At 51.1% G+C, this 1,862-nt stretch carries 1 rRNA gene; it reads right to left on the reverse strand.

Annotation, left to right across the window (positions count from 1 at the left end):
* Window positions 1-1,862: ribosomal RNA gene (locus tag WR49_RS20585) — 23S ribosomal RNA — on the reverse strand; the annotation flags it as partial.

Raw genomic sequence — 1,862 nt, forward strand, 5'->3', positions numbered from 1 at the left:
GTAGGTTCAATGTTCAGTGCCAAGCTGTAGTAAAGGTTCACGGGGTCTTTCCGTCTCGCCGCGGGTACACTGCATCTTCACAGCGATTTCAATTTCACTGAGTCTCGGGAGGAGACAGCGTGGCCATCATTACGCCATTCGTGCAGGTCGGAACTTACCCGACAAGGAATTTCGCTACCTTAGGACCGTTATAGTTACGGCCGCCGTTTACCGGGGCTTCGATCAAGAGCTTCGACCGAAGTCTAACCCCATCAATTAACCTTCCGGCACCGGGCAGGCGTCACACCGTATACGTCATCTTACGATTTTGCACAGTGCTGTGTTTTTAATAAACAGTTGCAGCCACCTGGTATCTGCGACTCTCGTCTGCTCCATCCGCAAGGGACTTCACTGATAAGAGCGTACCTTCTCCCGAAGTTACGGTACCATTTTGCCTAGTTCCTTCACCCGAGTTCTCTCAAGCGCCTTGGTATTCTCTACCCGACCACCTGTGTCGGTTTGGGGTACGATTCCTTACAATCTGAAGCTTAGAGGCTTTTCCTGGAAGCATGGCATCAATGACTTCACTACCGTAGTAGCTCGACATCGTATCTCAGCGTTAAGAAAGTCCGGATTTACCTAAACTTTCCGCCTACATACTTGAACCTGGACAACCATCGCCAGGCCCACCTAGCCTTCTCCGTCCCCCCATCGCAATTGTAAGAAGTACGGGAATATTAACCCGTTTCCCATCGACTACGCCTTTCGGCCTCGCCTTAGGAGTCGACTTACCCTGCCCCGATTAACGTTGGACAGGAACCCTTGGTCTTCCGGCGAGGGAGTTTTTCACTCCCTTTATCGTTACTCATGTCAGCATTCGCACTTCTGATACCTCCAGCAGCCCTTACAGACCACCTTCAACGGCTTACAGAACGCTCCCCTACCCCACGCACCCTAAGGTACGTAGCCGCAGCTTCGGTGTATAGCTTAGCCCCGTTACATCTTCCGCGCAGGCCGACTCGACCAGTGAGCTATTACGCTTTCTTTAAATGATGGCTGCTTCTAAGCCAACATCCTGGCTGTCTGAGCCTTCCCACATCGTTTCCCACTTAGCTATACTTTGGGACCTTAGCTGGCGGTCTGGGTTGTTTCCCTCTCCACGACGGACGTTAGCACCCGCCGTGTGTCTCCCGGATAGTACTTACTGGTATTCGGAGTTTGCAAAGGGTTGGTAAGTCGGGATGACCCCCTAGCCTTAACAGTGCTCTACCCCCAGTAGTATTCGTCCGAGGCGCTACCTAAATAGCTTTCGGGGAGAACCAGCTATCTCCAGGTTTGATTGGCCTTTCACCCCTAGCCACAAGTCATCCGCTAATTTTTCAACATTAGTCGGTTCGGTCCTCCAGTTGATGTTACTCAACCTTCAACCTGCCCATGGCTAGATCACCTGGTTTCGGGTCTAATCCTAGCAACTGTACGCCCAGTTAAGACTCGGTTTCCCTACGGCTCCCCTAAACGGTTAACCTTGCTACTAAAATTAAGTCGCTGACCCATTATACAAAAGGTACGCAGTCACACCACGAAGGTGCTCCTACTGCTTGTACGTACACGGTTTCAGGTTCTATTCCACTCCCCTCACAGGGGTTCTTTTCGCCTTTCCCTCACGGTACTGGTTCACTATCGGTCAGTCAGTAGTATTTAGCCTTGGAGGATGGTCCCCCCATATTCAGACAGGATATCACGTGTCCCGCCTTACTCGATTTCACTGATGATGAGATGTTGATTACGGGGCTATCACCCTTTATTGCGGCACTTTCCAGAGCCTTCATCTGTCTCATTAAAAGCTTAAGGGCTAATCCAATTTCGCTCGCCGCTACTTTCGG

Origin of the sequence: Vibrio sp. ECSMB14106, from assembly GCF_000972265.1 — a bacterium.
Lineage (GTDB): Bacteria > Pseudomonadota > Gammaproteobacteria > Enterobacterales > Vibrionaceae > Vibrio > Vibrio kanaloae.